Here is a 25,755-nt window from a genome sequence, read left to right as displayed (position 1 = left end):
ACTCAGCAGTGAAACGACTCTTCGCCGATGGTAGTGTGGAGCTTCTCCATGTGAGAGTAGGTCATCGTCAAGCTTCTATCCCCAAACCCCAATCCGCTCACGCGGGTTGGGGTTTGGCCTTTTGGGGGCGGGAAAAGCGGCAGCGGGGCCACGCGTGATAAGCCGCTGATGAGCCCAACAACTGCTCAGGCTTGCGGCTCCAGCGCCTCCAGGAAGCGCACCAGTGCGGCTTCCTCCGCCCGCAGCCCCTTACGTGCACGCGCCTTGCGCTGGCCCCGCAGCGAACCCGCCAGGTACGCCGACAGCACCGCCGGGTGCACGTAGCAGCGGCGGCACACCGCGGGCGTGTTGCCCAGTTGGCTCGAGACCTGGCGGATCACTTCCACCACCTCGCGCTTGGCTTGGGCTTCATCCTCCCAGGGGGCCTCGCGCAAGTAGGCCAAGGCCAGTGCACTGCCGGCCCAGGTCCGGTAGTCCTTAGCAGTGAAGTCCTTGCCGGTCAGGTTCTGCAGGTACTGGTTGATGTCCGAGGAACTGATGGCACGGCGCTGCGTTATGCGCACTTTATGCAATAGGCATCCAGAAGCCTGAACACCGAGGCTGTTTTTCTCAAGCGTCTCGATAAGTAAGGTATGCACTTCGCTACCCTCCTAGGACGAGCCGTCAAGCTATACCGTGGCTAATGCAGCGCTAGAGCTGCACGAGAATGGCAGGATCATTGGTCCCTGATGCACGGGTGGCTCGCGATTGAGCAGAACGCTGTAGCTCTGTACAGTTCTACGTTCGAGGCGCCTTCCTCTGATCGAGAGTATCAGGGGGGCCAGGCAAGCGAGGGCCGTGTCTCTACCGAAGCCTTCGCGAGCCACAGGTTTGACTGAGTCCAGCCCACCCGCAGCAGGAGGCCGAATGGAGTACCGAACCGCAAGCGACGTCCTGAAGGCCCATTGGGATGGTCTGCTGCCCGTGGACCCCCTCGCCATCGCCCAGGCGATGGGGCTCAGGGTCGAGCGGTGTGCGCTCGATCACAGTGGCCATTATTCATACAACGATGGCGACCCGCTGATCCAGTTCAATGCCGATGAGCCGGTGGTTCGCCAGCGTTTCACGCTTGCCCATGAGATCGGTCACCACGTCTATGGTGACCTCGATGCACCTCGGGATACCTCGGAGCAGTTCAACGCCTCGTCGCGCGACCCCCGCGAGGTGGCGGCCAACCGATTCGCCGCGGCGCTGCTGATGCCTGCCGCCCTCGTGAAGCATCTGGTGTTGGAGAAGAACGTCACCAGTCTCCAGGCGCTCGCGAAAACCTTCGGGGTGTCCACGGCAGCCATGGAGTTTCGCCTGAAGAACATCGGCCTCCTATGAGTGATCACGACGGCAACCTGGCGGACGGCGAGGCTCGCGATGCTGGCGAGGTCCTGCAGGCGCTGACGAAGAGCGCCTGGTTGTTCCGATGGGAGCGGCGGCTTACCGTGGTGACGACGGCGCTCATCCTGCTGTTCTACCTGGCCCTGCTGGGCTTCGTATTCCTCGGTAATTTCCGCCTGAGCGTGGGGAGCGGTTACTTCTTCACGTCGTTCCGCCCCCACACCACGGGCGACATTCCCATCATCGTGGCGCTATCCACCATCCCCACCCTCCTGCTTATCGCGCTGCTCCGGTATTTCCATTTCCGCCCGAAGCAGGCGGCCGAGGATAACCAGGCCCCGCTGCCCCTCAGCATCGAGGCCGCGCGCGAACTCATCAAGGCCACCGCGGACGCCATGAAGGCCAGTGAGTCTCGCTGAAGCGCTGGTGCCGCTTGCGTGTCACTCGGAAAGGCCTAGGTCGCTGGACGATACGGTTCGCTTGTTGCCACCCCTAGCCTTTGCTCTGCACCTGCCAAGACGCGCAATCACCGCGAATGCGCTCCGGACGCCTGCCTCAGTCGGAATCCAGGTTTCACCCGCAGACGCCTTAAGACGTACCCACGAGAAACGAACTGCCGACCTCCAACACGGCGACAACCATAGTCGGCAACAAACAGACTTGCCGAGGTCATGCCGTCTAAGGCCCTAGAAACGACAAAGCCCGCACGAGGCGGGCCTTGGGGTGTTCCATGCGATCTGGAACAGAGCTTGGCGCATCCGGCGGGATTCGAACCCACGACCCCTGCCTTCGGAGGGCAGTACTCTATCCAGCTGAGCTACGGATGCAACGGAGGCGCATGATACGCATGTTGGCGGCGGGCGTCCATGGCGAGGGCGTGTCGTTCGCGATATTGAACGAATTCACCCGGAGCATCGTTCGATTTAAACGGACGTTCGAAAAAGCGTTCGGATTTTCCTGATTTTCCGTTGGTTTTATCAAACATGTCTATTGCCCTTTGCCAGGGTCCGTCCTAGCATGCGTGCGAGATACAGAACGCCACGCTGAACACTCAGGCGCGCCGTCCGATCCGGCGACAGGCCTCTCGCCGCTGCCCCTTCCTCTCTGCGGGTAAGCGCCGGCCTACCTTCCCGGCTGTATATGTTCTATCCCGGCCATCCCCGGCCGTGACTTCCCATCTGCCCCGGCTTTCTCGAGCCGCGAGAAGGAGACGACGATGCAATTGAAAGACGCCACGCTCTTCCGCCAGCAAGCCTACATCGACGGTACCTGGCTGGACGCCGACAGCGGCCAGACCATCAAGGTGAACAACCCGGCCACCGGCGAGATCATCGGCACCGTACCGAAGATGGGCGCGGCAGAGACCCGTCGTGCCATCGAGGCGGCGGACAAGGCCCTGCCGGCCTGGCGTGCGCTGACCGCCAAGGATCGCGCCAACAAGATGCGTCGCTGGTTCGAGCTGCTGATGGAGAACCAGGACGACCTGGGCCGCCTGATGACCATCGAGCAGGGCAAGCCCCTGGCCGAGGCGAAGGGTGAGATCGCCTATGCCGCCTCCTTCATCGAGTGGTTCGCCGAAGAAGCCAAGCGGGTCTACGGCGACACCATTCCCGGCCACCAGCCGGACAAGCGCCTGATCGTCATCAAGCAGCCCATCGGCGTCACCGCGGCCATCACCCCGTGGAACTTCCCCGCGGCGATGATCACCCGCAAGGCCGGCCCGGCCCTGGCCGCCGGCTGCACCATGGTCATCAAGCCCGCCTCGCAGACCCCCTTCTCGGCCCTGGCCCTGGTGGAGCTGGCCGAGCGCGCCGGCATCCCGAAAGGCGTGCTCAGCGTGGTCACCGGCAGCGCCGGCGAAGTGGGTGGCGAGCTGACCAGCAATCCCATCGTGCGCAAGCTGTCCTTCACCGGCTCCACCGAGATCGGTCGCCAGCTGATGGCCGAATGCGCCAAGGACATCAAGAAGGTGTCCCTGGAGCTGGGCGGCAACGCGCCCTTCATCGTGTTCGATGACGCCGACCTGGACGCCGCCGTCGACGGCGCGCTGATCTCCAAGTACCGCAACAACGGTCAGACCTGCGTCTGCGCCAACCGCCTGTACGTGCAGGACGGGGTCTACGACGCCTTCGTCGAGAAGCTCAAGGCGGCGGTGGCCAAGCTGAAGATCGGCAACGGCCTGGAAGACGGCACCACCACCGGCCCGCTGATCGACGAGAAGGCCGTGGCCAAGGTCCAGGAGCACATCCAGGACGCCGTGGGCAAGGGCGCCAAGGTAGTGGCCGGCGGCAAGCCCCACAGCCTGGGCGGCACCTTCTTCGAGCCGACCATCCTGGTGGACGTGCCGAAGAACGCCCTGGTGTCCAAGGACGAGACCTTCGGCCCCCTGGCGCCGCTGTTCCGCTTCAAGGACGAGGCCGAGGTCATCGCCATGGCCAACGACACCGAGTTCGGCCTCGCCTCCTACTTCTATGCCCGCGACCTGAGCCGCGTGTTCCGCGTCGCGGAAGCGCTGGAGTACGGCATGGTGGGGATCAACACCGGCCTGATCTCCAACGAAGTCTCGCCGTTCGGCGGCATCAAGGCCTCGGGCCTCGGCCGCGAAGGCTCCAAGTACGGCATCGAGGACTACCTGGAAATCAAGTACCTCTGCCTGGGCATCTGATCGTCCTGGCGCTGGCCCGTCGCGGGCCGGCGCCGCGTTGCTAGGTTCTGTACGAAAAGTCGTCGAGCGAAAGGTCAGGCAAGGCAAAAACAGGCGAAGAAGCAGAGTTTACGTGCTGTAAATGAGCATTCTGAGCCGGTTTTTTAACGCAGCATCATCGAGCGCAGGCACTTTTCGTACAGAACCTAGGCTCCACCCGAGCGCCCGGACGGGCGACGGCAGTCGATCATCGTATGCTGCCGCCGCCGGCACGGGCGCATTTTTCATCCTTGAACCGGTCCGCACGATGAGCGGCCAATGAGGAACGCATGAGCAAGACCAACGAATCCCTGATGCAACGCCGGATCGCCGCCGTACCGCGCGGCGTCGGCCAGATCCACCCGATCTTCGCCGAGCGGGCCGAGAACGCCACTGTGTGGGACGTGGAAGGCCGCGAGTTCATCGACTTCGCCGGCGGCATCGCCGTGCTCAACACCGGCCACCTGCATCCGAAGGTCGTGGCGGCCGTGCAGGAGCAGCTGACCAAGCTGTCCCACACCTGCTTCCAGGTGCTGGCCTACGAGCCCTACGTCGAGCTGTGCGAAGAGATCGCCAAGCGCGTACCGGGCGACTTCGCCAAGAAGACCCTGCTGGTGACCTCCGGCTCCGAAGCGGTGGAAAACGCCGTGAAGATCGCCCGCGCCGCTACCGGCCGCGCCGGGGTGATCGCCTTCACCGGCGCCTACCACGGCCGCACCATGATGACCCTGAGCCTGACCGGCAAGGTGGTGCCGTACTCCGCCGGCATGGGCCTGATGCCCGCGGGCGTCTACCGCGCCCAGGCGCCCTGCGAGCTGCACGGCGTGAGCGAGGACGAGTCCATCGCCAGCATCGAGCGCATCTTCAAGAACGACGCCCAGCCGAGCGACATCGCCGCGATCATCATCGAGCCGGTACAGGGCGAAGGCGGCTTCTACGTCAACTCCAAGGCCTTCATGCAGCGCCTGCGCGCCCTGTGCGACCAGCACGGCATCCTGCTGATCGCCGACGAAGTGCAGACCGGCGCCGGCCGCACCGGCACCTTCTTCGCCACCGAGCAACTGGGCATCGTCCCGGACCTGACCACCTTCGCCAAGTCGGTGGGCGGTGGCTTCCCCATCTCCGGCGTCTGCGGCAAGGCCGAGATCATGGACAGCATCGCCCCCGGCGGCCTGGGCGGCACCTACGCCGGCAGCCCGATCGCCTGCGCCGCGGCCCTGGCCGTGCTCAAGGTGTTCGAGGAAGAGAAGCTGCTGCAGCGCTCCCAGGCCGTGGGCGAACGCCTCAAGGCCGGCCTGCGCGACATCCAGGCCAAGCACAAGGTGATCGGTGACGTTCGTGGCCTCGGCTCGATGATCGCCATCGAGCTGTTCGAAGGCGGCGATGTGCACAAGCCGGCTGCGGAGCTGGTGGGCAAGATCGTCGCCCGCGCCCGCGAGAAGGGCCTGATCCTGCTGTCCTGCGGCACCTACTACAACGTCATCCGCTTCCTGGTGCCGATCACCGCGCCGGACGAGCAGCTGGACAAGGGCCTGGCCATCGTCGCCGAGTGCTTCGACGAACTGGCGTAAGCCGGACGACGCGTGACCCGAATGCCGCCCACCTCTTGGTGGGCGGCATTTTTTATTTCCGCTTGATGTGGTGGCTGGCCGGTCCGCGCGGGCGGCGACGGGGCGTCGTGCGGGTCTGCGGGCTGGCAAGGTGGATGGGTGAGGCGTCATCCACCCTACGGGGGTGTTTGGATGAGCATGGGGAGGTGTTGCCCCATGTAGGGTGGATGACGTTTTTCCATCCACCAAGACGAAGACGGCAGGGCCGCCGTGCGAACTCGCCCAGTCCCCATGGGGTGAGACCCGGACTTGGGAAAGATCGCCCTTTCACCCCGCCGTCGCTGTCTTCCTCGGCTTCCAGCGCCGAGCGTTGACCCACTTCTTCAATCGTGAACCGCGACCGCGGAGAGCCGGTGCTGGATTTCGTCGCGGGTGTGGCCGATCAGGGATTTGGTCAGGCGCTGTTGCAGCCGGTCCGGCGAGACGATCGCCGAGACGGTGGCCTGGATACGCGGTTCGAAGGGCACGCTCTTCAGCTGGGTGTAGCGCTTCGACGACGCGGTGAGCTGGTCGATGATGGAGACCCCCAGGCCTTCCTCGACGAAATGCGCGGCCACGTTCATGAACCGGACGTCGATGCTCGGCTGGTAGTTCTCCTCGCTGCGGGTGAACGCGCTCTGCACCAGGTTGCTGATGCGGCTGGTGGTGCGCGCGTTGATCAACGGGTAGCCGCGCAGGTCCTGCGGCGTGACCACCGCGCGAGCGGCCAGCGGGCTTTCCAGGCGGCAGGCGCAGACCATGTCCAGCTGTGCCAGGGGCAGGTACTGCAGGTTTTCCCGAGGGTGCGGCTCGATGGCGAAGCCGATGTCCGCGACGCCCGTTTCCACGTATTCCAGCACGTTGTCCAGGCGCACGGTTTCCAGGGCGATGTCGACGTTGTCGTGGCTGCCGCGAAAGCGCGCGAGGCTCTGGGGCAGGAGCGACTCGGACAGCTCCGAGGTGGCCACGATGCGCATGCGCCCGCGTCGCCCGGTCCGCAACTGGCTGGCGGTTTGGTCGATCAATTCCTTGATCAAGAACAGCGGTTCCGCTTCCTCCAGCAGGATCTGCGCCTCCTGGGTGGGGATCAGGCGTTTGTTGACCCGCTCGAACAGCAGGAAGCCCAGGTTCAGCTCGATGCTCTTGATGGCGTTGCTGACGGCCGGTTGCGACATGCCCAGGTCGCGTGCCGCAGCGACCGTGGAGCGGGTGCGCATGACCGAACGCAGGATTTCCAATTGGCGCAGATTCATCCGATCTCCTCGCGAGGTGCCCTGAGAATATAGGTTTTGGTTATCAACCATGGCAATAAAATAATTGATATCCATATTGAGCCCACCGGGATTCCCTCCGTACCATCGTCCTCGACCTGACACGTAACAGGGCCCAGCTCATCACCGCCGGCGCAGACCGGACCGTACGAGTGAGCGCGCCCGCCAAGCCGGCCAGACCCCGCCGGCGCTGACGATTGATTCTGCCCTTCACGAATTCGCATTCCGACCTGCGAGGTGACGTTGTGCTGAACGGCGTACGAGTACTGAGCTTCAATCATTTCCTGGCGGGCCCGATGGCGGCGCAGACCCTGGGCGACCTGGGGGCCGAGGTAATCGCCATCGAGCCGCTGCAGGGGGCCTTCCAGCGCAACTGGGCGGTGGCCAACCATTTCGTCGGCGGCACCAGCGTCAACCACCTCGCTACCGGGCGGAACAAGAAGAGCCTGGCGGTGGACCTGAAGAGCGCCGAGGGCCTGGCCGTGGTGAAGCGCCTGGTGAAGGATGCCGACGTGGTGATGGAGAACTTCCGCCCCGGCACCATGGACAAGCTCGGCCTGGGCTACGAGACCCTCAAGGCCCTCAACCCCGGGCTGGTCTACGCGGTGGCCAGCGGCTTCGGCTCCGATGGGCCCTACCGGGAGCGCCCTGGCCAGGACCTGCTGCTGCAGGCGCTCTCCGGCCTGGCCGCGCGGACCGGCGACGCCGAGGGTGGCCCCACACCGGCGGGCCCGGTGATCGTCGACCAGCATGCGGCGATGATCTATGCCATGAGCATCTGCGCGGCACTCTACGCCAAGGCGAAGACCGGCCAGGGGCGGTTGGTGGAGGTCAACCTCTACCAGGCCGCCATCGACCTGCAGGGCGAGGGCCTGACCGCCTGGCTCAACGGCGCACCCTCGCCACACCCCCGCGGGCCGGGCGCCGTCGCCGCCTGGTTCAGCGGTGGCGCCCACGGAATCCACCGCACCGCCGATGGCCACCTGGCCATCTCCATGGCCTCCAACGCGGCCCTGGCCGCCGCCCTCGACCTGCCGGCGCTGGGTGCCATTCCCGAGCAGGACGGGCTCGCCCGCCGCGAGGAGATCTGCGCGCTGGTCGGCGCCCGTCTGTTGCAGCACGGCACCGCCCATTGGCAGCCCCTGCTGGACGCCGCCGGGGTCTGGAACGCGCCGGTGCAGGACTACGCCGACCTGCAGAGCGACCCTCAGCTGGTGCACAACCAGGTGTTCACCACCCTGCCGGGTGCCCACGGCGGCTCCGTCACCCTGATCAGCCTGCCCGCCCGCTTCGATGGCGAGGTGCCGCCGGTACGCTTGATGCCGCAACCGCTCGGTGCGCAGACGCGCGACGTGCTGAGGGCGGCCGGGTACGGCGAGGCGGAGATCGACGGGCTGATCGCCCGCAAGGCCATCGGGGCGGCGTCGTGAGCGGCGGGCTCGGCCTGACGATGCGGGTGGTGAGTTTCTGCCACTACCTGCAAGGGCCTGTCTGCAGCCAGTTCCTCGCCGACATGGGCGCCGAGGTGATCAAGATCGAGCCGCTCAAGGGCGCGTTCGAACGGCATTGGTCCGGCGGCAATTCCTACGTGGAGGGCGTCAGCGCCTTTTCCCTGGCGGTGAACCGCAACAAGCGCAGCCTGGCCCTGGACCTCAAGCACCCCGAGGGGCTGGCCATCGCCCAGGCCCTGATCCGCGACGCCGACGTGGTGCTGGAGAATTACCGGCCCGGCGTGCTCGACCGCCTCGGCCTGGGCTACGAGGCGGTGAAGGCGCTCAACCCCGCGATCATCTATGCCTCCGCGTCGGGCCTCGGCAGCAGCGGGCCGGCGTCCCGGCGTCCGGGGCAGGACCTGCTGATGCAGGCCCGTTCCGGCCTGGTGGCAGTCACCGGCGGCGGCGACCAGGGCCCCAGTGTGGTGGGAGCGGCCGTGGTGGACCAGCACGGCGCCTCGCTGCTGGCCATGGGCATCCTCGGTGCCTATGTGAAGAAACTGCAGACCGGTGAAGGCACGCGCATCGAGACCAGCCTGTTCGAGGCCGCCATCGACCTGCAGGTGGAGGCCCTGACCAAGTACTACGCCAGCCCCAACCGCCAGCAGCTGCTCGAGCGCGGGCGCCACGTGGGCAGCTGGTACCACGATGCCCCCTACGGCCTCTACGACCTGCAGGATGCGCGCATCGTATTGTCCATGAACGACCCGGTGCGCCTGGCCGAGGCCCTGGACAGCGACGCCCTGCGCGAGCTGCAGGGGATAGACCGCTACCTGGAGCGTGATCGCTATTCGGAGGAAGTCGCCCGGGTACTCGCCCCCTGGCGTTTCGCCGACCTGGCCGCCCGTTTCGATGCCCATGCCATCTGGCACGAGCGGGTGCAGGACTACGAGGCCCTGCGCCAGGACCCCCAGGCCCTGCACAACGGCACTTTCGAAACGATCGACGTCCATGGCAAGCCCGCCACCCTGGTGCGCCACCCGCTGCGCTACGACGGCCGAACGCCCGCGGTGAGGCGCATGCCGCTGGTGCCGGGCGCCGACAGCCGGGCCGTGCTGGACGCGCTGGGCTACAGCCGACAGCGCCAGCAGCAGTTGATCGACCAGGGCGTCGTCGCCGCGCCCGAGGCCGACGGCCCCCCTTCTCCCTGATACCTGCGAGAGCCGAGATGATCGATTTTTCCCTGCCGGATGACACCCGGTTGCTGGTGGATACCGTCCAGCGCTTCGTCGAAACCGAAGTCCAGCCCCTGGAGGAAGAGGTGGAGCGGGAGGGCCGCGTACCCGCCGAGCGACTCGAAGGCGTGCGGGCCAAGGCCCGCGACCTGGGCCTGTTCGCCATGAACATGCCCCTGGAGGTGGGCGGCGGCGGGCTGTCCTGCCTGGAGCACTGCCTGGTGGAAGAGCAACTGGGCAAGACCACCGATGCCCTGATCCGCCGTGTATTCGGCCAGGTCTACCCGATGCTGATGGCCTGCCGCGGCGAACAGGTGGAGCACTACCTGCTGCCCACCGTGCGCGGCGAGAAGGTGTGCGCCATGGCCATCACCGAGCCCGGTGCCGGCTCCGATGCCGCGTCCATCAGCACCACCGCGCACTTCGACGGCGACACCTGGGTGCTCAATGGCAGCAAGCATTTCATCAGTGATGGCGACATCGCCGACTACACCATCGTCATGGCCCTCACCGACCGCGACAAACGCGCCCGGGGCGGCATCACCCTGTTCCTCGTCGACCGCGGTCACCCCGGCTTCAGCGTGGCGCGCACCCAGCCGATGATGGGGCACCGGGGCTACGGCCATGCCGAACTGTTCTTCGAGAATTGCCGGATTCCCGGGGAGGCGGTGCTCGGCGAGGTGGGCAACGGCTTCAAGCTGATCATGCAGAGCGTGTTGCAGATCCGCCTGGCCCACATCGGTGCGCGGGCGGTGGGCATGGCCCAGCGCGCCCTGGAAATGATGCGTACCTATGCCGGCGAACGCCGCCAGTTCGGCCAGCCCATCGGCGATTTCCAGATGGTGCAGAAGATGATCGCCGACTCCGCCACCGAGATCTTCGCGGTGAAGATGATGGTGCTCAACGCCGCCTGGGAGATCGACCAGGGCCTCGAACCCCGCGACAAGGTCTCGATGATCAAGGTCGCCGCCTCGGAAATGCAGGGGCGCGTCGTGGACCGTGCGATCCAGGTGTTCGGCGGTATGGGCTACGCCAAGGAGCTGCCCCTGGAGCGCATGTACCGGGATGCCCGGGTCACCCGCATCTACGACGGCACCTCGGAGATCCACCGGATGCTGATCGCCCGCAGCACCATCAAGAATGGCTTGCACCTTTGAGGACTCCCCCCATGACCCCGCCCAACGAACTCGTTCCCGGAATGGCCTTCGCATTCCGCAAGACCCTGAGCGTCGCCGAGCAGGCGTTGTTCACCGGCATCAGTGGCAACCTCGCGCCGCTCTACGTCGACAAGCTGAAGGCGCGGGACGCCGGCGCCGCCGACCTGGTGGTGTTCGAGCTGGCGGCCGCCGCACTCGCCACCACCTGCCTCAACCGCCTGGGGGGCGCCACCCGCCGCATCGGTCTGTTCGACGTGCGCTTCCCGCGATCGCTGCTGGTGGGCGAGACCCTGGAGGCCCGGGCCGTGGTCGAGGCCGTCGACGGCGATGAGGTGCGCTGCCAGGTCACCGGTGCGCGGGTCACCACCGGCCAGGTGGTGTTCGAGGGCCGGGCGACGCTGGTCCCCTTCGAGGGGCAGGGCTGATCATGTACGACCTGAAATCCTTCGACGAGCTGAACGTCGGTGACCGCGTCAGCCTCGGCAAGACCATTACCGAGGCCGATGGCGCGCTGTACATCGCCGCCACCGGCGACTTCGGCCCGGTGCACGTGGACGAGGAGTTCGCCCGCGGCACCCGCTTCGGCCAGCGCCTCGCGCCGGGGATCATGGTGGCCGGGCTGTGCACCAGCATCCTCACCAGCGAGCTGGCCGGCATCGTCGGCGTGTCCATCGAGGACCGCTTCTGGTTCACCGGCCCGGTGTTCTATGGCGACACCCTCACCTTCGAGGTGTGGATCGCCGAGAAGGTGGAGGAGAACCGCACCCTGATCTGGGAGGCGAGCGCCCGCAACGCGTCCGGCCTGGAAGTGCTGAAGGCCCGGGCGACCCTGAAGTTTCCCCGTCGGAAGGCGCAGCCATGACGGTGCCGGCCCTGCACGACGACGCATTCCTGCACCTCGTGCGGGTCGACATCGACCCGGCGCACGAGGCGGCGTTCAACCGCTGGTACCAGGAGGAACACTTTCCCGACCTGGCCGCGTGCCCGGGCTGGACGCCGCTGCAGCGATTCGTCTGCCTCGGCGAGGGGCCGCGCTACGCGGCCCTGTACAAAGTCGAGGGCCCCTGGGCGTTCGAGACCCCGCAATTCCTAAAAGTGAAGGGCTTCGGCCGGTTCGAGCCCTTCGTCAAGAATTTCACGCGTCTTCAACTTAAGCATCTGCCCTGAACGCAATCAGGCCGGTGGTCAGCCCAGGCCGGGCTCCGGTTCGAGAATTGCATTTATCCAATAACAAACCAGATGGGTACAGATCATGATCATTCGTATTCCCGTACTGGGCGTGGCGGCTGCTGTTCTGCTGGCGTCCTTCTCCAGCCAGGCCTGCACCCCGGCCATCGCCGAACAGGACCTGATCGCACCGGGCAAGCTGCAACTCTCCATCAACCCGACGAACCCGCCCCAGCAGTACGTCGACAAGGACGGCACCCTGCAGGGCCTCAACGTCGAGCTGGCCTCGGAACTGGGCAAGCGGCTGTGCCTGGACGTCGAACTGGTGCGCATGGACTTCCCCTCGATGATCCCGGCGATGAACGCCGGCCGCATCGACGGCATGAACACCGGCATGTTCTGGACCGCGGAGCGCTCCAGACTGATGTACCTGGTGCCCTACAGCGTGCAATCGGTATCGGTGGTGGCGCGGCCGGATGATGCCAAGCCGCTGGCCTCCCTGGAGGCGTTGGCCGGGACCTCGGTGGCGGTGGAGGTCAACAGCTACCAGCTGAGCTTCCTGCAGAAGCAGAACGAGGCGCTGGCCGCCCGGGGCCTGGCGAAGATGGAGCTGCGCACCTTCCCCACCGCCACCAACGTGGTGGCCGCGATGTTCGCCCGCCAGGTGGATCATGCGGCCCTGGTGGACAGCGTTGCCCGCGACCTGGTCCAGCGCAAGCGGGTCGCCGAGGTGCTGTCCGGCCAGGGGGTCAGCCGCACCGCCATGGCCTTCCGCAACCGGGCGGTCGCCGAGGCCGTGGCCGGGGCGCTGAACGGGATGCGCACGGATGGCCATTACCAGGTGCTGTTCGACCGCTTCGGCCTCACCCCGCTGCCGGCGCAGGATGCGATCCAGATCGACGGCCCCGGCCCCACCTGACCGACCCGGAGGGCCCGTGATGACGTTCGATATCTCTGCCTTCTTCGGCTACCTGTTCAACGACTTCCTCCTGGGTGGCGTGCTCACCACCCTCTGGCTGACGGTCGCCGGTGTCATCGGCGGCCTGCTGGCGGGCATGCTGATCGCCATGCTGCGCATGTCGCCCTCGCGCTTGCTGGCGGGCTTCGCGCGTTTCTACATCTGGTTCTTCCGCGGTACGCCGCTGTTGATCCAGCTGGTGGTGATTTACACCGGCCTGCCGCAGCTGGGGGTGAAGTTCGGCGTGCTGGAGTCGGCGCTGATCGGGCTGATCCTCAACGAGTCCGCCTACATGGCCGAGATCGTCCGCAACGGCTTCCTGGCGATTCCCGAGGGCCAGCGCGAGGCGGCCTGGGCCCTGGGCGTGCCGCGCTGGCTGATCGTCCTGCGGATCACGCTGCCCCAGGCGTTTCGCCTGATGATCGCGCCCTTGGGCAACTCGGTGAACGCGTTGCTCAAGGCCACGTCCCTGGCCTCGGTGATTTCCGTGGAGGAGGTCATGCGGCGCAGCGACATGCTGATGCAGGAGCATTTCCAGGTGCTGGAGGTGTACGCCGCCGCCGCGGTGTTCTACCTGGCCCTCACCTCCCTGTGGGACCTCGTGCAACGTTGGCTGGAAAGGCGCTTTTCCCGCGCCCACGTACGTGCCACCCCAGAAGTCGGCGCAGGTGCTCCGGTATTGGCTGCGAGCCTCGGGAGGGTGGAGCGATGAGCGGTTCCTTCGATACCGCCACCCGGCCCGGGCCGGCCGCCACGGCCCAGCCGATCCTGGTGGACATCCTCGACCTGGACAAATACTACGGGAGCGTCCAGGTGCTGCATGGCGTCACGCTCACCGTGCGCCGGGCGGAAAAGGTGGTGATCTGCGGGCCTTCCGGCTCCGGCAAGTCGACCCTGGTGCGCTGCATCAACGGGCTGGAGACCTTCCAGGCCGGCACGGTACTGGTGGACCGCACCGACATCGCCCAGCCGCGGGAGCTGGATCGCATCCGCGCCGACATCGGCATGGTGTTCCAGCAGTTCAACCTGTTCCCCCACATGACCGTGCTGGAGAACTGCATGTTCGCCCCGGTCTGGGTGCGCAAGATGAGCCGCGCCCAGGCCCGCGAGCTGGCCATGCATTACCTGGAGACGGTGCGCATCCCGGACAAGGCGGATCGCTACCCGGGGCAGCTGTCCGGCGGGCAGCAGCAGCGGGTGGCCATCGCCCGGGCACTGGCGATGAAGCCCAAGCTGATGCTGTTCGACGAGCCCACCTCGGCCCTCGACCCGGAGATGGTCAAGGAGGTGCTCGACACCCTGGTGGACCTGGCCCAGTCGGGCATGACCATGGTCTGCGTGACCCATGAGATGGGCTTCGCCCGCCAGGTGGCCGATCGCCTGGTGTTCATGGATCAGGGGCGGGTGGTGGAGGCCGGCCCGCCGGCGCAGATCTTCGACGCACCGCAGACCGACCGGCTCAGGGCCTTCCTCTCGCAGATGCTCTGACGGTGCGCCCGCCGGTACCGCGGGCAATGGGTGCTTGATGAGGGCGGGCCGCTCGGTGAGAATCGACGGCCCTTACCCCCACCATGCGTCGTGCCCGCGTCATCCGCGCCGCCCGGAACCCAGCGAAGAATGAGCAGCCCCAGCGAGCAGGACGAGAGCAGCCACAACGCGGTCGACCAGGCCGTCGAACGCATCCGCACCATCATCCTCACCGGCAAGTACGCCCCCGGCGAACGCCTCAAGGTGGGCGAGCTGTCCAAGGAGCTGGGCATCAGCGCCATGCCCATGCGCGAGGCGCTGCGCAAGCTGGAGGGCCAGGGCCTGGTGGAGATCGAGCCCAACCGCGGCGCCACCGTGCGCAAGCTCGACAGCCAGTTCATCCGCGACTGCTGGGAGATCAACGCCGAGTTGCAGATCCTCGCCATCCGCCGCTGCATCCAGGGGCACACCCTGACCTTGAGCCGGCTGGAAGAGCTGCAGCGGCTCTGCGACGCCTTCGACGACGCGGTGGAGAGCGGGCAGCGAGTGGTCAGCGTGCGGCTCAACCGCGAGTTGCACACGCGCATCGTCGAACTGGGGGGTAACCGGGAGGCGGTGCGCATCTTCAACCTGGGCTGGGAGCTGATCAGCGCCTTCCGCCTGCAGTTCGGCTACGGCAGCAACCGCGAGCGCGACCTGATGCGCGAGCACCGCCTGCTGGTGGACGCCCTCTACCGTCAGGACATCGCCATGGCCGAGTCCGCCATCCGCCTGCAACAGGCCGGCGCCATCGCGGACGTGATGGCCCGGGTCGAACGCCAGCGCCCCATCGACTGACCGCTGGCGGGGACGTGGCGTCCCGGGCCCGGCCACCCGGAGCCTGTAAAACGGCGAGCCGGGTCGCGCTGCAGCGACGACGATGACCCATGGAGGGCGACGGGTTCGGTCCTCATGGTCAGCGGGTTGTCGTCGACGTCGATCGCCCTGAGCAGGGCTGTTTCTGACAGGGTGTATGGGCGTCCGCTTTCTGGTGTGCTGGCAGCACGCTGTTCCAGTGATTGCGGATCTCCCCCATGCCCGTGAGCGCCGCTTCGTTGCGGTACGCCGTCAGCCTCGTGTGCCTCACCTTCGAAAAGACCCGTGGAGCCTGATCGTTGCGTCTTCCCGCTGGAAACCCAACGAACGTTCAGCACTCCGAAACGCCGCGATGTTCGCGGGACGGTCTCGTCGAGATGACCTGCCGATCATGCCGGCCGATTTCTTCAGCGCCTCGCCCAGCGGTGGCTTGCCCGGATCGAGAACAAAAAAGGCCGGCGCCGTTGCCGGTGCCGGCCGAATACCGGTCGAGCGGGCCGCGTGGGCTCGCTCGCGTGGCCCGGGCCCGCGGCCTCGCGGAGCGGGCGAGGGGCGGGCGCCGGGTCTCTCCGGCGGGTTACAGCAGCGAGATCGGGTAGTTGATGATCAGCCGGTGCTCGTCGTACTCGTTGGTGCCGAAGTCGCGGCGCAGGGTGGACTGGCGCCAGCGCAGGGACAGGTCCTTGAAGGCGCCGGACTGGAACACGTAGGCCAGTTCGGATTCGCGGCCGTACTCGGTGCCGTCATCCACCTGGGCGGTCTGCACGTGGGTGCCCTTGAGGTAGCGGGTCATGAAGCTGAGGCCGGGCACGCCGTAGGGGGCGAAGTTCAGGTCGTAGCGCACCTGCCAGGACTTCTCGTGGGGGTTGTCGTAGCTGTTGTTGAAGGTGTCGTTGACCAGGATGCCGGCCGCCGCGTTGCCCACCTTGAACCAGCCGTTGTCGCCGCTGATTTTCTGCAGGCCGACGGATACCGTGTGGGCGCCGGCCTGCACCCCGACCAGTGAGGAAAAGGTCCGGTTATCCAGGTCGCCCGCCTTGGCGCTGCCCGTTTCGTCGCCCCAGTAGTACTGCAGCTTGGCATTCAGCGAGACCTGCTCGTTGAGGGGCTGGGTGTGGTAGACCGCCAGGTACTTCTGGCCGTAGATGTCCTCCAGTTCGCCGTACCAGGCGCGCAGCAGGGTGCGGTTCTCGTTGATCAGGTAGTCGCCGCCCGCCAGGTTGAAACGGTCCGAGGTGAAGCCGCTCACCTGGTTCAGGGTCAGCTTCTCCATGCTGTCGTCGTTGCGCGCGGCGCTGCGCCGGAACTGCCCGGCGCTGAGGGTGAGGCGGTCGAACTCCTTGGAGGTGAGCAGCGCGCCCTCGAAGGTCTGCGGGATCGCCCGGCCGTCGTCGGCGGCCAGCACCGGGGTATTGGGCATCAGCTCGCCGACCTTGAGCTCGGTCTTGGAAATGCGCATCTTCGCCGCCACCCCCAGGCGGCCGAAGTCGTCGGCCGGGCGGCCGTCGTCGCGCACCGGGATCAGGGTGCCGGTGGTGCCGCGGCCGCCGTCCAGCTTGATGGCCAGCTTGCCCAACACGTCCACCCCGAACCCCACGGGCCCCTCGGTGAAGCCGGAGCGGTAGTCCAGGATGAAGCTCTGGGTCCATTCCTCGGCCTTGTTCTGGGGATGGGCGTCGTTGGTGTAGGCCCGGTTGATGTAGAAATTGCGCAGCACCAGGTTGGCGCTGGAGCCCTCGATGAAGCCGGACTGCTCCGCGGCCTGGCTGGCGCTACCGCAACACAGGGTGGCGATGGACAGGATCCGGATACGGCTGAGTGATCGCATGGTGCTTCCCCGAAAATGGAATCGAAACGTCGGTTGAAGGGCAGGGGCAGGGCGTCATCGCTGATGCGCGGGTCGGGCCGAATCGGTTCGCCGCCACCGCGGCTTCGGCTCTCATGGGGTACGGCGCCCGGCTCCCGGGGTCATCGCTCATGGCCTGGCGCTGCCGGCCAGCCAGGTCACCAGGGGTGGGTAATAGGTCGTGGCGAGCAGGGCGAGCACCAGGGCCAGCAACGGCAGGCCCACCTTGCGCGACACCTGCACCACGCTTCGGCCCGCCACGGTGGACGCGACGAACAGGGTGCTGCCGTAGGGCGGGGTGAGCATGCCCACCGAGAGGTTCATCACCACCACCACGCTGAAATGCACCGGGTCGATGCCCACCTGGCGCGCCAGGGGCATCAGCATCGGCACCACGATGAGGATCGCGGAAATGCCCTCCATGAAGGTGCCGATCAGCAGCAGCATCAGGTTCACCACCAGCAGGAACAGCACGCGCTCGTCGGCGAAGACGCCCAGGTAGTCGCCCAGCAGCTGCGGCACGTTCTGGCTGGTGATCAGCCAGGCGAACACGCTGGCAGTGGAGATCACCATCATCACGGCGGCGGACATGGCCGACGCCCGCAGCAGCATTGCCGGCAATTCGGAGAAGCGCAGTTCGCGGTAGACGAACCGCCCCACCAGGATGCTCAGGAACACCGCCACCCCCGCGGCCTCGGTGGGGGTCATCACGCCGCCGACGATGCCGCCTATCAGCACGAACGCGATGGCGCCCGCCGGGATGGCGGCGATGCCGGTCTGCAGGACCCGCCTGGCGCTGAAGGGAAGACTGTCCCGGTAGACGTCGCCGCCCGAGCGGGCGTGCAGGTAGCAGGCCAGCAGCAGGCCCGCCGACATCAGCAGCCCGGGCAGGATGCCGCCGAGGAACAGGGCGCCGATGGAGACGTTGGAGAGGGTGCCGATCACCACCATCATGATGCTCGGCGGGATCACCGGGCCGATGCAGCCACCCGCCGCCAGCATCGCCGTGGCGAAGTCGACGTCGTAGCCGCGGCGCTTCATCTGCGGCAGGGTCATCGAGCCGATCGCCGCAGTGTCCGCGGAACCGGAGCCGGACACCGCCGAGAAGCCGGTGCAGGCCACCACCGAGACGAACAGCAGGCTGCCACGGATCCAGCCGACCAGCGCCGAGGCGAAGTCGATGAAGCGGCGGGCGATGCCGCCTTTTTCCATGATCAGCCCGGCAAGCACGAAGAACGGGATGGCCATGATGGTGAAGCTCTCCAGGCCGCCGTACAGACGCTGGGTGACGATGGCCAGGGGCACGCCGCTGGCCAGCAGCGCGAGGGCCGCGGCGATCCCCAGGCAGAACACCACCGGCGTGCCGAGCAGGATGAGCAGGACGAAGGTGCCCAGGGCGAGGGCGATGATCATGGCTTCGCCTCCAGCGTGTCGAGGCTCGGCGCTTCCGGTTTGCCCAGGCGCCAGTGGCGGACGCCCACCAGCAGGATCTCCAGGGCGAAGTACAGGCAGCCGACGGGGATCGCGACGTAGGCCAGCAGCATGGGCACCTCCAGGGCCGGCGAGGTCTGGTAGCGACCGATCTCCAGCAGCGGCCAGCCGCCCACCACGGTCACGCCGAGGAACCACAGGCTGGCGGCGGCGGAGACCGCCACCGCCAGGCGGTACAGCGGCCGCGACAGCTTCTGCGCCAGCAGGTCCATGCTGTTGTGCATGGCCAGGCGCATCGCCACGCCCGCCGCCAGCATGACCATCCACACCTGGGCGAAGGTGGCGGCCTCGACGAGGGAACCGGTGGAGAAGTTGAACAGGTAGCGGCCCGCCACCTGCGCCAGGATCGCCAGGCACATGAAGCCGTAGAGCAGGACGATCGCGCCGTCGACCACCCGGCGCAGCCCGCGAAGCATTCCCATGGACATGTCGGTCACCTCCGCTCTCAGTGGTCGCCCGTCAGCAGCTCGAGCTGGGCCCGTTGCTCCGGCGTCTTGGCGAACGCGGCCTGGATGCCGCGGGCCGCCTCGCGGAAGGGGGCGAGATCGGGGTAGGTGACGTTCACGCCGGCTTCCTGGAGCTTGGCCAGCAGCGCCACGTCGGCTTCGGCGTAGGCCTTGCGCTCCACCTCGGCGGACTCCTGGGCGGCCTGGAGAATCGCCTGCTGGATATCCTCGGGGAACGATTTCAGGCGTTTCTCGGAGATCAGCAGTTCGGCGACCAGGGCGGTCCAGGCCACCTGGGCGTAGTTCGGCGCCACTTCGTAGAACTTCTGCGCGTAGTAGTTGGAGTTGGCGGCCTCGGCGCCGTCCACCACGCCGGTTTCCAGGGCGCCGTACAGCTCGTCGTAGTTCATCGGCGTGGGGTTGGCGCCGAAGGCTTTCCAGGCGGCGATGTGCGCCGGTACCTGGATGGTGCGGATCTTCATGCCGGCCAGATCGCCGATGGCGTTCACCGGCCGTTTGGTCAGCAGGTGGCGAATCCCGGCGTCGTAGTAGGCCAGGATGTGGAAGCCGCGCGCGGCGACCTTTTCCTTGAGCTGCTCGCCCACCGGCCCGTCGAGGGCGGCATGGAACCGCGCGCGGTCGGGGAACAGGTAGGGCAGGTCGAAGATGCCGACGCTGGGTTCGAAGTTGTAGAGCACGCCATTGGCGGACACGGCGATGTCAACAGTGCCCAGCAGCAGGCCTTCGGTTACCGCCTTCTCGTTGCCCAGCTGGCTGTTGGGGTAGAGGATGGCGTCGACGCGGCCGTCGGTGAGGGTCTGCAGGCGCTCGACGAAGGTCTGCAGGCCGAGGTGATAGGGTTCGCCCGGCTGGGCCGAGTGACTGATCTTGAGGGTGTAGTCGGCGGCCATCGCGGACAGCGACAGGCTGCCGGCGACCAGCAGCGAGCACACCCGCTGGGCAAACTTCTTCATGGGGCTCTTCCTACGAGTCGGGTGGGGGCGATTCGAAGCCCGGGCGGTGATCACGGTGTCGCCGCCAGCAGGCCGAGCCCTTGCAGCACGGCGCGCAGGCCGTCCAGCCGCGCGGGCGGCAAGGGTAGGCGCGGCGCGCGCGGGTCGCCGACCGGCATGCCGATCAGCGCCAGGGCGGCCTTGGTGGCGGAAACGTAGCGATCGCCGCTCAGGGCATCGAGCAACGGCAGTAGACGGTGATAGAGGGCACGGGCCGCCTCGGCATCGCGGCGGTCGACCGTGGTCTGGAACAGCTCCGTCGAGAGCCCCGGTGCGAGGTTGGAAAACACCGAGACATAGCCTTGCGCCCCGGCCAGATAACTCTCCCAGGGGTGATACCCCGCGAAGACGGTTATCCGGTCCCCACACAGACGCAGGATTTCGGTCACGCGCGGTACATCGCCGCTGGACTCTTTTATGCAGGTGACGTTGTCGATCTCGGCCAGCCGGGCCACCAGCCGGGCGCTCAGGTCGACGTTCGCCGTGTTCGGGTTGTTGTAGAGCATGATCGGGATGCCAATGGCGTCCGCGATGCGCCGGTAGTGCACCACCAGCTCGTCGTCGCTGGGCGCCGAATAGAACGGCGGGACCAGCATCACCCCGTCGGCGCCCGCGCGCTCGGCCTCGCGGCTCAGCGCCATGGCTTCGTCGGTCCACTCCGCCGCCGTGCCCACCAGTACGGGCACCCGGCCGGCCGCCTGCTGCACCACCCAGGTGGCCACCTGCAGGCGCTCCTCGCGGGTCAGGGACAGGAATTCGCCGGTGCTGCCCAGGGGAATCAGGCCTTGCGCGCCGCCCGCGATCTGCCAGTCGACGAAGCGCCGCAGGCGGGGTTCATCCAGGCGCCCGGCCTCGTCGAAGGGCGTCACCATCACGGTGTAGCTGCCGCGAAATCCGGCCATCTCAACCTCCCCTGATCGACAGATGCGAAGTTGTTGGGGTTCTTAGATACGATCTCGTTTCAAGAAATTGACATTTGATCAAAGTGCATGTCAACTCTGAATCCAGATTTTCGCCGAGCGTGATCGCTCCGGCGAGGCATGAGGTCGGTCAGGAGCCTGAGGGAAATGCCCTACATCGAGGTTTACGATTTCGCGGCAAACGTCGAGCAACGGCGCGCCGCCACCCAGGAAATCACCGATTCGCTATGCGCCGCCTATGGCATTTCCAAGGACATCGTCACGCTGTTTTTCCAGCGCGTGGAGCCGGATGGCTATGGGCATGGGGGACGATTCGGTGCCGCTGCGGAGGCCCAGCGGATATTCATAAAGATCCACGCCTACCCGAGATTTGATCAAATGCGCCGCCTGGCCGCGGACGCCGTGACCCAGGCCGTCGTCCGGGCCTACGGCGTGCCGGCCGAGGCCATCGCCCTGTATTTCATCGAACGGCCACCCAGCCAGGTGGCCCACGCCGGCGTGCTGGCCGGCGATTGAGCCACCCCGCCGCCCGCTCCAGGAGGGTTTCACCATGCAGCGTTTTTACAGCGAAGAGCAGCAGCTGCTGCTCGCCAGTGTCCGGCGTCACGTGGAGGACGTGGTCAAGCCCGCCGCGGCGGCCATCGACCGCGACGACGTCTTTCCCCGGGCCCTCTACCAGGGCCTGGCGGACCTGGGCCTGTTCGGCGTGTCCCTGGCGGAGACGGCGGGGGGCAGCGGCCTGGATACCACCACCGCGTGCATCGTCATGGAGGAGATCGCCAAGGGGTCCGGTGCCCTGGGCAATGCCTACGCCATTCCGGTGGAGGCCGCGCACTTTCTGCACCAGCATGGCAATGCCTTTCACCACGGGCTGATCCCGGGCGTGCTGAGCGGCGCGTCGATCCCGGCCACCGCCGCCACCGAGCCGGATTGCGGCTCCGACGTGGCGGCGATGCGCACGGTGGCGGAGCGCGACGGCGACGACTACGTGATCACCGGGAGCAAGGCCTGGGTCACCTTCGGCAAGGTGGCCGACTTCATCCTGGTCTTCGCCAAGACCGACCGCCATGCCGGGCACAACGGCATCAGCTGCATCCTGGTGGAAACGGACCGCCCCGGGGTGGTGCTGGGCAAGTCGGAGACGCTGCTGGGCATGCACGGCCTGGCCGAATGCCAGGTCAGTTTCGACGGGGTGCGGGTGCCGGTCGGCCATCGCCTGGGCGTCGAGAACCAGGCCTTCAAGATGGCCATGGGCAATTTCAACTTCTCCCGGTTGCTGATGGCCGCCATGGCGCTGGGGATGGCCCAGGCGGCGATGGAAGACGCCATCGACTACGCCGCCACCCGCCGGCAGTTCGGCAACCCGATCATCGAGTTCCAGGCGATCCAGTTCATGCTCGCCGACATGTCCAAGGACATCGCCGCGTCGCGCCTGCTGATCCACCACGCGGCGCGGCTGTTCGACGCCGGCCATCCCATCGCCAAGGAGGCCGCCCACGCCAAGCTGTTCACCACCGACATGGCGTCGCTGCACGTCTCCAATGCGCTGCAGATCCATGGCGGCAACGGCTATTCCCGGGAATACCGCATCGAGCGCCTGTACCGCGACGTGCGCCTGGCGCAGATCTACGAGGGCACCAACCAGATCCAGCGGCTGATCATCGCCCGCCAGTTGCAGAAGGAATACGCCTGAGGCGCCGTTCACTCACCGGGCCCGGCGCTGGCGTGGGCCACCAGGAGGTTGCATGAGCATCACCCCCCGTTCCCTCGAAGGCGTCACCGTGGCCACGGTGCTGCCGTTCACCGACACGCTGGCCATCGACTGGCCCAGCTACGAGCGCCTGCTGGCGTTCTGCGCCACACCGGCGGAGGTCAGCGCGGTGTTCGTCAATGGCCATGCCGGCGAAGGGGCGACCCTGACGCCCGAGGAGCGCCTGGCGGTCATCCGTCGCACCCGGGCCTTCATCGGCGACCGCAAGCCCCTGCTCACCGGGCTGATCGGCTACGCCACCGACGAGGTGGTGGAACAGGCCCGGGCGGCCGAGCAGGCGGGCGTGGACGTGGCCGTGGTGTTCCCCATGCCGCAGTTCGGCGCCGGCGCCTCCAACGACCCGCGCTACGTGCTCGACCTGGTGGACGCGGTGCTCGACGCCACCTCGCTGCCGGTGTCGATCTTCCAGCAGTCGGTGGCCTCGGGGGCGGGTTTCAGCACCGAGGTGCTGCTGGAGCTGGCCCGGCGCGAGCGGGTGATCGCCCTCAAGGAGGGCAGCGGCGACATCGGCCTGTACGAAGACAACCTGCGGCGGATCAAGGCGATCCGGCCGGACCTGGCCATCCTGGCCTCCAACTACCACTGGATGTTCGCGCAGATGGCCACCGGCGCCGACGGCATCCTCTCCGGCATGGGCAGCATGGTCCCCGGCCTGCTCTGCGAACTCTGGGCGGCCTCCCGGGCCGGCGATCTGCGAGCGATGCGCGCGGTCAACGACCGCCTCTACCCCCTGGTGCGCACCATCTATGGCGCGCCGCCGCTGATCGACATGCACACCCGGCTTAAGGTCGGTCTGCAGCACCTGGGCATCATCGACAGCGCGCGGCCGCGCCGGCCGCTGCTGGACATCCCGCCGGCGGTAGCCCGGCGGATCGTCCAGGCGGTGGACACCGCCGGCCTGGGCGGCCTGCGGGAGGGTCGACCATGAGCCCGGCGATGGCGGTGGACCTGTATTTCGAGGATGTTCCGGTAGGCGCCGAACTGGTCACGGCCAGCCACACCCTGGGCGACGACGACGTGCACGCCTTCGCCCGGCTCACCCGCGACCACCATCCGCTGCACACGGACCCGGACTACTGCCGCGGCACCCCGTTCGGCCGGATCATCGCCCACGGGCTGCACGGCCTGGCATTGATGGAGGGGCTGAAGACCGAGCTGCGGTTGTACGAGAACACCTCCATCGCGTCCCTGGGCTGGGACCGGGTGCGCTTCAGGGCACCGGTCTTCCCCGGCGACACGCTGCGAGTGAGGGTGCGCTTCGAGAGCAAGCGCGAAACCCGCGATGGCGCCCGTGGCATCGTCCTGGAGCGGCTGTGGTTGCTCAACCAGCGGGACGAAACCGTCATCGAGGCCGAGCACAGCGCGCTGCTGAAAAAGCGCGGCGGGGCATGACCGTGTCCTCCCGGCCCTCTGACGCCGCCGAGTTGGATGCCCTGGGCGACGCGGACCTGGCGCGTGCGCCGGGTGCAGGAGAGGAGGCCGTCGTCACCTCGGTGGAGCAGGCGTCCTCGCTGATCCGCCAGGCGATCCTCTCGGGCCGCTTCGTCCCCGGCGAGCGCCTGATCGTCGCCAACCTGGTCAAGCAGTTCGCCCTGAGCCCGATGCCGCTGCGCGAGTCCCTGCGCAAGCTGGAGGGCGAGGGGCTGGTGGAGATCGTGCCGAACCGCGGGGCCTTCGTGCGCACCCTGGACCGGCACTTCATCGTCGACCTGTTCGAGATAAACACCGAACTGCGGGTGTTCGCCCTGCGTCGCGGGATTCGCGCCATCACCCTGGACAAGCTCGGCGAGCTCAGGGCTCTGGCCGCCGCCTACCAGGCCGCGGTGGAGGCGGGCCAGTTCCGCCGCGGCCTGCGCCTGAACCGCGACTTCCACGCCGGGATCGTCGCCCTGGGCGGCAACACCGAGGCGTTGCGGCTGTTCCTGCGCGGCTGGGAGCTGATCGGCGCCTTCCGCCTGCGCTTCGGCTATGGCCGGGGGCGGGAACTGGGCTTCGCCCGGGAGAAGCACATGCTGGTGGAGGCGCTGCACCGCCAGGACCTGGCCCTGGCCGAGGCGATCCTGCGCATGCAGCACGCCGCCGCCATGGAAGACTTGCTGGAACGGTTCGCCCTGGTCGAGCCGGACTCCACTCCCAGACGCGAGGTACGCGATGACGCCGCTCCTACCCATTGAGGCGCTGACCGCGGACGCCTTCGCCCCGTTCGGGGAGGTCATCGAATGCCGCGACCGGGCGTTCTTCATGATCAACGCCGGCTCCACCCGGCGCTATCACCGGCTGGCCGACGTGGACACCGGCCCCGCCGACGGCTGGCCGATCATCAGCCTGTTCCGGGCCAGCGCCCTCGACTACCCGCTGCGTATCGCCCTCCTGGAACGCCACCCCCACGGCAGCCAGGCCTTCATGCCCCTGCGGGGGCAGCGCTTCCTGGTGGTGGTGGCGCCACCGGCGGACAGCCCCGACCCGCGCCGCCTGCGGGCCTTCCTCAGCGACGGGTGCCAGGGCGTCAACTACGCACGCGGGGTCTGGCACCACGCGCTGCTGGCGCTGAACGACGGCGACGACTTCCTCGTGGTGGACCGCGCCGGGCAACTGCCCAACTGCGACGAGCACCGGTTGCCCGAAGACCAGGTGCGCTGGCTGCCGGCGCCTGCCCTCGAACCCTGAACGCGACAGGGTAGCCAGGTGGGTGTTTTCCGTGCCGCTGGCAGAGGGGCGAGGTGACGTTTTGCCAATGCGTTGTTGGGGGAATGGTGGATGAAGACGGCGTCATCCACCCTACGGTGCTCGAACCCTGAACGCGACAGGGTAGCCAGGTGGGTGTTTTCCGTGCCGCTGGCGGAGGGGCGAGGTGACGTCTTGGCAAGGTGTTGCCGGGGGAATGGTGGATGAAGAAGGCGTCATCCACCCTACGGTGCTGAGCGCGAATGTGTAGCTGGTTGAGGGTTTTCCGTGCCGCTGGGCGATGGGCGAGGTGACGTTTTGGCAAGGCGTTGTCGGGGAAGGTGGATGAGGAAAGCGTCATCCACCCTACGGTGCGGCCCGGCTTCGCGGGGGCTTGGGAGGTGTCGGAGGAGTGTGGGGC

27 protein-coding genes, 1 tRNA gene and 1 pseudogene are annotated in these 25,755 nt (G+C 67.2%); 20 read left to right on the top strand and 9 right to left on the bottom strand.

The window, feature by feature from the left end; translation table 11 throughout:
• Positions 1–185: 185 nt before the first annotated feature.
• Positions 186–551 (bottom strand): annotated as a pseudogene (locus tag FM069_RS20920) (DNA topoisomerase IB); the annotation flags it as partial.
• Positions 552–906: 355 nt separating this feature from the next.
• On the opposite strand from FM069_RS20920, the gene FM069_RS20915 reads away from it, so the two are divergent.
• Both FM069_RS20915 and FM069_RS20910 read left to right on the top strand, forming a co-directional pair.
• Positions 907–1,365, top strand: a complete 459-nt coding sequence (locus tag FM069_RS20915) for an ImmA/IrrE family metallo-endopeptidase (RefSeq protein ID WP_143490346.1) — start codon at positions 907–909, stop codon at positions 1,363–1,365.
• Positions 1,362–1,787: a hypothetical protein gene (locus FM069_RS20910; protein WP_143490345.1), complete on the top strand. Its 426-nt coding sequence runs from the start codon at positions 1,362–1,364 to the stop codon at positions 1,785–1,787. The genes FM069_RS20915 and FM069_RS20910 overlap by 4 nt, the downstream gene beginning before the upstream one ends.
• A 331-nt stretch (positions 1,788–2,118) precedes the next feature.
• On the opposite strand, the gene FM069_RS20905 is transcribed toward FM069_RS20910, so the two are convergent.
• Positions 2,119–2,195 (bottom strand) — tRNA-Arg (locus FM069_RS20905).
• Positions 2,186–2,353 (bottom strand): hypothetical protein, encoded by a 168-nt coding sequence (locus tag FM069_RS21690; protein WP_178106886.1) that lies wholly within the window; start codon positions 2,351–2,353, stop codon positions 2,186–2,188. Before FM069_RS21690 ends, FM069_RS20905 begins: the two co-directional genes overlap by 10 nt.
• Before the next feature lie 231 nt (positions 2,354–2,584).
• On the opposite strand from FM069_RS21690, the gene gabD reads away from it, so the two are divergent.
• Positions 2,585–4,033, top strand: coding sequence for an NADP-dependent succinate-semialdehyde dehydrogenase (gabD, locus tag FM069_RS20900; protein WP_143490344.1), 1,449 nt, complete (start codon positions 2,585–2,587; stop codon positions 4,031–4,033).
• 308 nt (positions 4,034–4,341) lie between these two features.
• Complete coding sequence (gene gabT / locus FM069_RS20895) at positions 4,342–5,622, top strand: 4-aminobutyrate--2-oxoglutarate transaminase (protein WP_143490343.1); 1,281 nt, start codon at positions 4,342–4,344, stop codon at positions 5,620–5,622.
• A gap of 362 nt (positions 5,623–5,984) precedes the next feature.
• Here gabT and FM069_RS20890 read toward each other — a convergent pair whose 3' ends face one another.
• Positions 5,985–6,893 (bottom strand): LysR family transcriptional regulator, encoded by a 909-nt coding sequence (locus tag FM069_RS20890; protein ID WP_178106883.1) that lies wholly within the window; start codon positions 6,891–6,893, stop codon positions 5,985–5,987.
• Between the two features lie 263 nt (positions 6,894–7,156).
• Between FM069_RS20890 and FM069_RS20885 the strand changes: the two genes are divergently transcribed.
• The 10 genes from FM069_RS20885 to FM069_RS20840 all read left to right on the top strand — a co-directional run bounded on the left by FM069_RS20885 (position 7,157) and on the right by FM069_RS20840 (position 15,165).
• Positions 7,157–8,341: a CaiB/BaiF CoA transferase family protein gene (locus FM069_RS20885; protein WP_143490341.1), complete on the top strand. Its 1,185-nt coding sequence runs from the start codon at positions 7,157–7,159 to the stop codon at positions 8,339–8,341.
• Positions 8,338–9,555, top strand: a complete 1,218-nt coding sequence (locus FM069_RS20880) for a CaiB/BaiF CoA transferase family protein (protein ID WP_218570324.1) — start codon at positions 8,338–8,340, stop codon at positions 9,553–9,555. Before FM069_RS20885 ends, FM069_RS20880 begins: the two co-directional genes overlap by 4 nt.
• A 17-nt stretch (positions 9,556–9,572) precedes the next feature.
• The gene (locus FM069_RS20875; RefSeq protein ID WP_143490340.1) at positions 9,573–10,736 is read left to right on the top strand and encodes an acyl-CoA dehydrogenase family protein; all 1,164 of its coding nucleotides are present in this window, start codon (positions 9,573–9,575) and stop codon (positions 10,734–10,736) included.
• Between the two features lie 11 nt (positions 10,737–10,747).
• Positions 10,748–11,161, top strand: coding sequence for a MaoC family dehydratase (locus tag FM069_RS20870; protein ID WP_143490339.1), 414 nt, complete (start codon positions 10,748–10,750; stop codon positions 11,159–11,161).
• Positions 11,162–11,163: 2 nt separating this feature from the next.
• On the top strand, positions 11,164–11,598 hold the full coding sequence (locus tag FM069_RS20865; RefSeq protein ID WP_143490338.1) for a MaoC family dehydratase: 435 nt from the start codon (positions 11,164–11,166) through the stop codon (positions 11,596–11,598).
• Positions 11,595–11,903: a DUF4286 family protein gene (locus FM069_RS20860; RefSeq protein ID WP_143490337.1), complete on the top strand. Its 309-nt coding sequence runs from the start codon at positions 11,595–11,597 to the stop codon at positions 11,901–11,903. The genes FM069_RS20865 and FM069_RS20860 overlap by 4 nt, the downstream gene beginning before the upstream one ends.
• 85 nt (positions 11,904–11,988) lie before the next feature.
• Complete coding sequence (locus tag FM069_RS20855; protein ID WP_143490336.1) at positions 11,989–12,822, top strand: transporter substrate-binding domain-containing protein; 834 nt, start codon at positions 11,989–11,991, stop codon at positions 12,820–12,822.
• A gap of 19 nt (positions 12,823–12,841) precedes the next feature.
• Positions 12,842–13,573 (top strand): amino acid ABC transporter permease, encoded by a 732-nt coding sequence (locus FM069_RS20850; RefSeq protein WP_143490335.1) that lies wholly within the window; start codon positions 12,842–12,844, stop codon positions 13,571–13,573.
• Complete coding sequence (locus FM069_RS20845; RefSeq protein WP_143490334.1) at positions 13,570–14,349, top strand: amino acid ABC transporter ATP-binding protein; 780 nt, start codon at positions 13,570–13,572, stop codon at positions 14,347–14,349. The genes FM069_RS20850 and FM069_RS20845 overlap by 4 nt, the downstream gene beginning before the upstream one ends.
• 129 nt (positions 14,350–14,478) lie before the next feature.
• Positions 14,479–15,165 carry a GntR family transcriptional regulator gene (locus FM069_RS20840; RefSeq protein WP_143490333.1) on the top strand — a complete coding sequence of 229 codons (687 nt, stop codon included), beginning with the start codon at positions 14,479–14,481 and terminating at the stop codon, positions 15,163–15,165.
• Positions 15,166–15,760: 595 nt separating this feature from the next.
• On the opposite strand, the gene FM069_RS20835 is transcribed toward FM069_RS20840, so the two are convergent.
• The 5 genes from FM069_RS20835 to dapA form a co-directional block, all read right to left on the bottom strand.
• Positions 15,761–17,011 carry an OprD family porin gene (locus FM069_RS20835; RefSeq protein ID WP_143490332.1) on the bottom strand — a complete coding sequence of 417 codons (1,251 nt, stop codon included), beginning with the start codon at positions 17,009–17,011 and terminating at the stop codon, positions 15,761–15,763.
• 147 nt (positions 17,012–17,158) lie between these two features.
• The gene (locus tag FM069_RS20830; RefSeq protein ID WP_143490331.1) at positions 17,159–18,442 is read right to left on the bottom strand and encodes a TRAP transporter large permease; all 1,284 of its coding nucleotides are present in this window, start codon (positions 18,440–18,442) and stop codon (positions 17,159–17,161) included.
• Positions 18,439–18,948, bottom strand: a complete 510-nt coding sequence (locus tag FM069_RS20825) for a TRAP transporter small permease (RefSeq protein WP_143490330.1) — start codon at positions 18,946–18,948, stop codon at positions 18,439–18,441. Before FM069_RS20825 ends, FM069_RS20830 begins: the two co-directional genes overlap by 4 nt.
• Positions 18,949–18,965: 17 nt before the next feature.
• Entirely contained in the window at positions 18,966–19,940 is a 975-nt protein-coding gene (locus tag FM069_RS20820; RefSeq protein ID WP_143490329.1) for a TRAP transporter substrate-binding protein, read from the bottom strand.
• A 50-nt stretch (positions 19,941–19,990) separates the two neighbouring features.
• Positions 19,991–20,881: a 4-hydroxy-tetrahydrodipicolinate synthase gene (gene dapA, locus FM069_RS20815; RefSeq protein ID WP_143490328.1), complete on the bottom strand. Its 891-nt coding sequence runs from the start codon at positions 20,879–20,881 to the stop codon at positions 19,991–19,993.
• A gap of 165 nt (positions 20,882–21,046) precedes the next feature.
• Here dapA and FM069_RS20810 point away from each other — a divergent pair, with 165 nt between their 5' ends.
• From FM069_RS20810 to FM069_RS20785, 6 genes are read left to right on the top strand one after another with little or no spacing between them, the layout of a single operon-like run.
• Complete coding sequence (locus FM069_RS20810) at positions 21,047–21,415, top strand: tautomerase family protein (protein WP_178106881.1); 369 nt, start codon at positions 21,047–21,049, stop codon at positions 21,413–21,415.
• 34 nt (positions 21,416–21,449) lie between these two features.
• Complete coding sequence (locus tag FM069_RS20805) at positions 21,450–22,592, top strand: acyl-CoA dehydrogenase family protein (RefSeq protein ID WP_143490326.1); 1,143 nt, start codon at positions 21,450–21,452, stop codon at positions 22,590–22,592.
• A gap of 52 nt (positions 22,593–22,644) precedes the next feature.
• On the top strand, positions 22,645–23,598 hold the full coding sequence (locus FM069_RS20800; protein WP_143490325.1) for a dihydrodipicolinate synthase family protein: 954 nt from the start codon (positions 22,645–22,647) through the stop codon (positions 23,596–23,598).
• Positions 23,595–24,062, top strand: coding sequence for a MaoC family dehydratase (locus FM069_RS20795; RefSeq protein WP_143490324.1), 468 nt, complete (start codon positions 23,595–23,597; stop codon positions 24,060–24,062). Before FM069_RS20800 ends, FM069_RS20795 begins: the two co-directional genes overlap by 4 nt.
• A complete protein-coding gene (locus tag FM069_RS20790) occupies positions 24,059–24,844 on the top strand; it encodes a GntR family transcriptional regulator (protein WP_143490323.1) in 786 nt (261 codons plus the stop codon). The genes FM069_RS20795 and FM069_RS20790 overlap by 4 nt, the downstream gene beginning before the upstream one ends.
• Positions 24,822–25,337: an ureidoglycolate lyase gene (locus FM069_RS20785; RefSeq protein ID WP_143490322.1), complete on the top strand. Its 516-nt coding sequence runs from the start codon at positions 24,822–24,824 to the stop codon at positions 25,335–25,337. The genes FM069_RS20790 and FM069_RS20785 overlap by 23 nt, the downstream gene beginning before the upstream one ends.
• Positions 25,338–25,755: the final 418 nt, after the last annotated feature.

This window comes from Pseudomonas mangiferae (assembly GCF_007109405.1).
In the GTDB taxonomy this organism is placed as follows: Bacteria; Pseudomonadota; Gammaproteobacteria; order Pseudomonadales; family Pseudomonadaceae; genus Pseudomonas_T; species Pseudomonas_T mangiferae.
Note: the sequence above shows the minus strand (reverse complement) of the source record. Positions and strands in the feature narration are given on the sequence as shown.